Raw genomic sequence first — 7252 nt, forward strand, 5'->3', positions numbered from 1 at the left:
TTTACATCTGGCTTCCAGACGCGATGGAAGCACCAACGCCTGTAAGTGCTTACCTGCACTCCGCCACGATGGTAAAAGCGGGAATTTATATCGTTGCAAGATTCACCCCTGTGTTCGCTTTTTCCGGGGAATGGTTTTGGATCGTGTCCCTCACGGGGATTGTCATGCTTTTCTGGGGTTCGTTCAACGCCGTCAAGCAGACTGATCTAAAAGCGATACTTGCCTTTTCTACGGTCAGCCAGCTCGGAATGATCATGTCGATGCTCGGCGTCGGTGCCGCAGCTTTGCACTATCAAAATTTTGAATACTATATGGTTGCAGTGATCGCTGCCGTTTTTCACTTGATCAACCACGCGACATTTAAAGGCAGCCTGTTCATGGCGGTCGGAATCATCGATCATGAAACGGGAACGAGGGATATCCGCAAGCTCGGCGGTCTGATGACGATCATGCCGATTACGTTTACGATTACGCTGATCGGCGCGTTTTCAATGGCTGGTCTGCCGCCGTTCAACGGCTTTTTGAGCAAGGAAATGTTTTTCACCAGCATGCTCAGGATTACGGATTTTAATTTGTATAACGCCGACACATGGAGTTTTGTGCTTCCTGTTCTGGCTTGGATCGGAAGCGTGTTTACGTTCATTTACTGCATGGTTCTGCTGTTTAAAACGTTCGGGGGGAAATATCAGCCTGAAAAACTTGAAAAACAAGCGCATGAGGCTCCACTCGGCATGCTGATTTCGCCGATTGTCCTCGTCTCTCTCGTGGTGATTTTTTTCTTTTTCCCGAACATTCTGTCATACAGCATCATTGAACCGGCTGCATCGTCGATTATGCCGACCCTTTTGGACGGAGACGAAAAATTCAAGGTTCATATTTACATGTGGCACGGCTTTTCATCTGAACTCTACATGACAATCGGCGTCGTTGCTCTCGGCGTTCTCGCCTATTTGACCTTGTCAAAATGGCGGAAGGTCTACGGCCTCTTCCCGGAAAAACTGACGCTCAACAAACTGTACGACAGCTCGTTGTCTGGGCTTGAAAAAGGCTCCAACAAGATTACAAGAACGTATATGACCGGGTTTCTTCGCGATTATCTCGTCTATGTTTTTGTCTTCTTTATCGTGATCATCGGCGGATCGCTCGTTGTTACCGGAGGCTTTTCATACGATGTGAAAGGCAATGCTTCAATCGGCATCTATGAGCTTGTTTTGTCAGCCGTCATGATTGCCGCAACATTTACCACCGTTTTCGCAAGATCAAGACTGACGGCGATTATCGGGCTCGGCGTCATCGGCTACACGCTTGCGCTGTTCTTCGTCATTTTCAGAGCGCCGGATCTCGCGCTGACGCAGCTGATTATCGAAACGATTTCAGTCGCATTGTTCCTGCTTTGCTTCTATCATTTGCCGAAGCTCAGATTCAAGCCGAAGTCGGCTAAGTTCAGGGTCACAAATGCGCTTGTCTCGGTCGGAGTCGGAACTGTTGTGACGCTGCTCGCACTTTCTGCAAACAGCCAGCGCTCCCTTGAAAGCATCGCATCGTATTTTATTGAAAACAGCTATAAACTCGCGGGCGGCCACAATATCGTCAACGTGATATTGGTCGACTTCAGGGGATTTGATACATTGTTTGAAATTACTGTACTTGTCATAGCCGCTTTAGGAATATACGGCATGATCAGGCTCAGAATGGGGAAAGGAGGGGAAGAGCATTGAAAAAGGTTCAGACGAATGATGTGATCCTGCAAACCGTTACAAAGATTGCATCCTTTATCATTCTGCTCTTTTCTTTCCATCTGTTTTTTGCCGGCCATAATAACCCGGGCGGCGGTTTTATCGGCGGATTGATGACGGCGTCTTCGCTCGTCCTTCTGCTGCTTGCCTATGATTTAAAAACGGTGCAGAACATTTTGCCCGTCAACTTTATCTATGTGGCGGCCGTCGGCTTATTCATTTCCGTTTCCACCGGAATCGGCTCATTTTTATTCGGCGCTCAGTTTCTTTCCCACGCGTTTGATTACTTTAACCTTCCGCTCTTGGGGAAAACGGAGCTTGCCACCGCGGTATTGTTTGATATCGGGGTTTATCTCGTAGTGGTCGGCGTGACCATGACCATTATTCAGACGATTGGGGAGAGAGAATAATGGAGATTTTAATGTCTTTTATTGTAGGAATTTTGTTTATGGCGGCGACATATCTCTTGCTTTCAAAAAGCCTTCTGAGGGTGATTATCGGAACTGCCGTTCTCAGCCATGGCGTCCACCTGCTTCTGCTGACAATGGGAGGGTTAAAAAAAGGTGCGCCTCCCATTTTAAATGAAGAGTCGTCAACCTATGTCGACCCTCTCCCTCAGGCGTTGATTTTAACGGCGATCGTCATTGCTTTCGGGGTCACCTCGTTTCTCCTGGTCATGGCTTTCCGCGCCTACCAAGAGCTGAAAATGGATGATATGGATCAAATGAGGGGAAATGATCAACATGAATAATCTTGTAATTCTGCCAATACTGATTCCTTTAATGGCCGCAGTTCTACTCATCTTTATGAACAAGTCGATCGTGCTGATGCGTGCATTCAGCGCCATATCTTCCATTGCGGCGATCGCGGCGGCCGCTGTTCTTGTGCAGACCGTCTATACGGACGGAATCCAGACCTTATATCTCGGCGGGTGGAAGCCGCCGTTCGGGATCAGCCTTGTCGCTGATCAATTCGCCAGCCTTCTGGCGTTAACGACAGCCATTATCGGATTTCTGACGGTTCTTTATTCGTTTCGCTCCATCGGCGAAAAACGCGAGCGTTTCTTTTATTATCCCGCGGTCCAGTTCCTGCTTGCCGGAGTTAGCGGCGCTTTCTTAACCGGGGATTTGTTTAACCTGTTCGTATTTTTTGAGGTTCTCCTGATGGCTTCGTATGTGCTGATCGTCATTGGCGGCACGAAGATCCAGCTGCGGGAATCTCTGAAGTACATCGTCTTTAACATTATCTCTTCCGCCCTCTTTGTCATCGGAGTCGCTTATTTATATGCGGTGACGGGCACATTAAACATGGCGGATTTGAGCGTTCGGATCAGTGAATCGGGCCAAACCGGGCTGATCACGGTCATCGCTGTTTTATTTTTGATCGTCTTCGGTTTAAAAGGCGGCATTTTCCCGCTGTATTTCTGGATGCCTGGTTCTTATTATGCGCCGCCTGCCGCTGTGTCCGCACTGTTTGGCGCACTTCTGACCAAAGTCGGCCTATACGCGATCACAAGGGTGTTTACATTAATTTTCACCCAAGACGCGGCTTTTACTCATCAATTAATGGTCTGGCTTGCGGCCCTTACGATCATCTTCGGTGTCATCGGCTCGATCGCCTACTGGGATGTTCAAAAAATCATTATCTACAATATTGTGACTGCGGTCGGTGTGATCTTATTCGGTATCGCCGCCAATACGCCGGCTTCGATCGAAGGATCTGTCTACTATCTGATTCATGACATGATCATTAAAGGAGCGCTGTTTATGCTTGGCGGAGCGCTGTTTACTCTGACAGGGACAAACAACCTGAAAAAAATGAGCGGCCTGATCAAAAACCATCCGGTGCTCGGCTGGATGTTTATGATTTCAGCAGTTTCATTGGCAGGGGTCCCTCCTTTCAGCGGATTCATCGGCAAGCTGAAAATTGCAGAGGGCGGCTTTCTAAGCGGTGAATTCGTGATTACGCTGCTGATGCTTTTATCCAGTCTGCTCGTCTTGTATTCCGTCATGAAAATATTTATCAACGGCTTCTGGGGGGATGAACAGGAAGATGCTCCGGCCAAAAGACCGCTAAAAGGCTACATGTATCCGGCAGCGGTACTGCTCTTTCTGTCGCTTGCCATCGGACTCGGAACCGAGCTTATCGCGCCGTATTTCCATCAGGCGGCTGATACGCTCGTCAACCCCGAAAAATATATTGAAGCCGTTTTGAAGGAGTAGATCGCATGGCATTACAAATATTGTTGAACTTTATTCTTGCGTTGTGCTGGATGTTTCTGAACAATGACTACACTGCTGCCGGGCTTGTCGTCGGTTATGTGATCGGATTATTCTCGCTCTTTCTGATGAGGCGTTTTTTCCGCCGCCGCTTTTACTTAATTAACATTTGGGCGATCATTAAACTGCTGTTTATTTTTATTAAAGAGCTCGTTCTCGCAAACGTCAGCGTATTAAAGACGATCTTATCCCCAAGGTTAAAAAATAAGCCCGGCATCTTCGCCTTCAAGACAGACCTTAAAGCGGACTGGGAAATCACGACATTGGCGAACCTGATTACGCTGACACCGGGCACATTGGTTGTTGATATCTCTGATGACCGTTCGATTCTTTATATTCATGCGGTCGATATCGATGATGCTGAGAAAGCCATCAGTGATATCCGCATTTCGTTTGAAGAGGCCATTAAGGAGGTAAGCCGCTGATGTTTGAATTTATTTTGCAATTGTCACTCGGCATTTTGGCGGTCTCCACTTTTCTGTATGTCCTGAGGGTCATTAAAGGGCCGAGCATCCCGGACAGAGTGGTGGCGCTTGATGCGATCGGCATCAACCTGATCGGAATTACGGCTCTCGTGTCCATCTTGTTAAATACGACAGCATATTTGGAGGTCATCCTCTTGATCGGTATTCTGGCCTTTATCGGCACCGTCGCATTTTCTAAATTCCTTGAGAAAGGAGAGATTATCGAAAATGATCGAAGCCGCTAAATTGCTTATCGCCGTCTTGGTCCTTCTTGGCGCACTGATATCGTTAGCCGCTTCCTTTGGAACGCTGCGGCTGCCTGACGTATACTCAAGAATCCACGCCGCTTCTAAAGGAGCGACATTGGGGATCATCAGCGTGCTGCTCGGCGTATTCTTTTACTTCTGGTTTCTGCACGGCTTCATTACGGCCAAAGTGCTGCTCGGTATCGTCTTTGTATTTCTGACGTCTCCTGTAGGCGCCCACCTGATCGCAAGGGCCGCCTATAACACCGGCGTAAAAATGGAAAAGAAAAGCGTACAGGACGATTATGAAGGCAACAGAAATTTTCTGATTAAAAAGAAGGAAGATTCCTATTTATAAAAAGAAGGAAGATTCCTATTTATAAAAAGAAAACTCGCCCTAAAAGGCGAGTTTTTTTGGTTTACGATGAAGGGCGGCTGATGACCGCCATCGTGCACCTGGACGTGCAAATCAGGCTGTCTTGCTCATCGCGTATTTCAATTTGAAACACCATTGTTGATTTGCCTACATGCAGAGGCGTTGCGACCGCTTTAACCGTTCCGTCTTTCACCGATTTAATATGGTTGGCGTTGATCTCAAGCCCGAAGCATGCCTGCTCTTTTGGATCGATATGCTGATATGCCCCGATACTTGCCACCGTTTCAGCAAGCGCAACGGACGCACCTCCATGCAGATAACCGAATGGCTGACGCGTTCTTTCGTCGACAGGCATGACCGCAACACACCGCTCTTTGCTGCATTCCTTCAACTCGATTCCCAACGCTTCAAGAAGTGTATGTTTCGTTTCCATCACAATCGTCCCTTCATCAAAGTACGCCTTCAGATTTCGCGATTAAAACAGCCTCTGTCCGTGATCCTACATTCAGTTTGCTGAATACGGAAGTCAGACTGTATTCGATCGACCGCTTGCTTAAATGAAGCGCATCAGCGATTTCCTGATTTGTATAGCCTTTTTCGACTTCTTTTAAGATCAGGCATTCCCTTTCAGTCAAAAGATCGTGCTGGGTCTGCTGGCTGTTTGACTTCGATTTTTGCTGTGTTATCAGCTGCTTGAAATAATCATAATCGACGACAATTTTATTATCCAGTACCTGATATATGTACTCTATAATCTTTTCCTTCGATTCCGTTTTGCTGATGGCGCCGTGCATGCCGGAACGAATCGCCTCTTCAAAATAATCTTCGACTTCATAGCCTGTGTAAACGATAATTTTGCATGATGAACACGTCTCAAGGATTTTCTTAGATAGGTCCATGCCGTTGATTTCACCCAAATTTAAATCCATTAAGATCAGGTCATACGCAGAAAAATCATGCTTCTTGAGAAATTGTTCGCTGGCTTCAGGGCTGAGGCAATCGACAACAAAGTCCTGGTTCGTTTCAAGAATTGCCTTCGTCCCCTCCATGACAGCCGGATGATCATCGATCACAAGTAATCTTCTCATAATTTCCTCCCTTTTGCGTAACCTTGCCCTATCACCATTTTATAGAAAAAACTTGGCGGATGCCAAGCAAAAATGTTAACTAAACATTACAATTCCATTTCAATGGCGACCCTGAAGCCTTTCCCTTCTGCTGTCTGTATATCCAGACTGCCGTTCAGCGCGCGGACTCGCTCGCGAATGCCCGACAGCCCCATGCTTGCGCTGTTTTGATAAAGCTTGTCCGGATCAAAACCGATGCCGTCATCTTCATAATGAAGAACAACTTTTTCTTTTATGCAGACAAGCATAATCAAAACCTCATTAGCTTTCGAGTGTTTAACCGCATTGCTTAAAAGCTCCTGCACAATTCTGTACAAATTCAGCTGCGTGTCCAGGTCGAGCACCTTTGAGAACCTTTCCGTATTGAGGCGGATCTTATCGATCGATGAGGACTCCTGATGCTGTGCCGCCAGTTTCGAAAGGGCTTTGACCAGTCCGAGATCGTACAACAGCTGCGGCCTCAGCTCCTGACACGTTTCCCTTGTCGTCTGGATGACGGTGGACATTTGCTCATTCATATTGATGAGCCTTTGCCTGATTTGATTCGTACAGACTTTATCTTTTTCAAAATCAGCCAGAAACATCTCGCTTTGATGCTTCAAGGAAATCATGTCCTGCAGCACAGAATCATGAAGATCACGGGCCAAATCAGATCTCTGCTTCTCTTCAATCGCAAACATCAATTTATTCAGCCACGCCGGATTCGGCCCTTCTTTTTTCACATGTTCCAGATGCTCCATCAGCTCGCCGATTTTCAAGACGTTTTCCAGGGAAACACTCGTATAAAACGCCAGCGTCTCAAGCCACGAAATCTCATCGCGCGTCAGCCTAGGCGTATTTAAAACCGACAAACACAGCATGACATAAGAAGTCCCGCCCCGTTCACCGATCTTAATCAAAAATCCGCGGTCGACTTCGACGATTTTACCGATGTCGGTGATGACCTTGGTTACTTCTTGTTCGTACGGGATCCACGGTTTTTCTTCTGCATCATTCTCTAGCATCGATACCGATCCATCGTTTTT

At 47.1% G+C, this 7252-nt stretch carries 10 protein-coding genes; 7 read left to right on the forward strand and 3 right to left on the reverse strand.

Annotated features, from left to right (window positions below):
- The 7 genes from mbhE to mnhG all read left to right on the forward strand — a co-directional run.
- Positions 1 to 1718, forward strand: a 1718-nt coding sequence (mbhE, locus tag C1T29_RS18520; RefSeq protein ID WP_208945527.1) for a hydrogen gas-evolving membrane-bound hydrogenase subunit E, incomplete at its 5' end; no start/stop codon positions are given.
- Positions 1715 to 2146, forward strand: coding sequence for a Na(+)/H(+) antiporter subunit B (locus C1T29_RS18525; RefSeq protein WP_003184834.1), 432 nt, complete (start codon positions 1715 to 1717; stop codon positions 2144 to 2146). The genes mbhE and C1T29_RS18525, both read left to right, overlap by 4 nt.
- Positions 2146 to 2487: a Na(+)/H(+) antiporter subunit C gene (locus C1T29_RS18530; RefSeq protein ID WP_020452785.1), complete on the forward strand. Its 342-nt coding sequence runs from the start codon at positions 2146 to 2148 to the stop codon at positions 2485 to 2487. The genes C1T29_RS18525 and C1T29_RS18530 overlap by 1 nt, the downstream gene beginning before the upstream one ends.
- Positions 2480 to 3958, forward strand: coding sequence for a Na+/H+ antiporter subunit D (locus tag C1T29_RS18535; protein WP_025809735.1), 1479 nt, complete (start codon positions 2480 to 2482; stop codon positions 3956 to 3958). The genes C1T29_RS18530 and C1T29_RS18535 overlap by 8 nt, the downstream gene beginning before the upstream one ends.
- A 5-nt stretch (positions 3959 to 3963) precedes the next feature.
- Positions 3964 to 4440, forward strand: coding sequence for a Na+/H+ antiporter subunit E (locus C1T29_RS18540; RefSeq protein ID WP_020452787.1), 477 nt, complete (start codon positions 3964 to 3966; stop codon positions 4438 to 4440).
- A complete protein-coding gene (locus tag C1T29_RS18545) occupies positions 4440 to 4724 on the forward strand; it encodes a Na(+)/H(+) antiporter subunit F1 (protein ID WP_003184842.1) in 285 nt (94 codons plus the stop codon). The genes C1T29_RS18540 and C1T29_RS18545 overlap by 1 nt, the downstream gene beginning before the upstream one ends.
- Positions 4708 to 5082, forward strand: a complete 375-nt coding sequence (mnhG, locus tag C1T29_RS18550; RefSeq protein WP_023856153.1) for a monovalent cation/H(+) antiporter subunit G — start codon at positions 4708 to 4710, stop codon at positions 5080 to 5082. Before C1T29_RS18545 ends, mnhG begins: the two co-directional genes overlap by 17 nt.
- A gap of 61 nt (positions 5083 to 5143) precedes the next feature.
- Here mnhG and C1T29_RS18555 read toward each other — a convergent pair whose 3' ends face one another.
- From C1T29_RS18555 to C1T29_RS18565, 3 genes are all read right to left on the reverse strand, one after another.
- Positions 5144 to 5533, reverse strand: coding sequence for a hotdog fold thioesterase (locus C1T29_RS18555; RefSeq protein WP_009329508.1), 390 nt, complete (start codon positions 5531 to 5533; stop codon positions 5144 to 5146).
- Between the two features lie 16 nt (positions 5534 to 5549).
- The gene (locus C1T29_RS18560; protein ID WP_003184849.1) at positions 5550 to 6188 is read right to left on the reverse strand and encodes a two-component system response regulator ComA; all 639 of its coding nucleotides are present in this window, start codon (positions 6186 to 6188) and stop codon (positions 5550 to 5552) included.
- 86 nt (positions 6189 to 6274) lie between these two features.
- A partial coding sequence (locus C1T29_RS18565) for a sensor histidine kinase (RefSeq protein WP_208945528.1) occupies positions 6275 to 7252 on the reverse strand: 978 nt, incomplete at its 5' end.

It is taken from the genome of Bacillus sp. MBGLi79 (assembly GCF_002953915.1).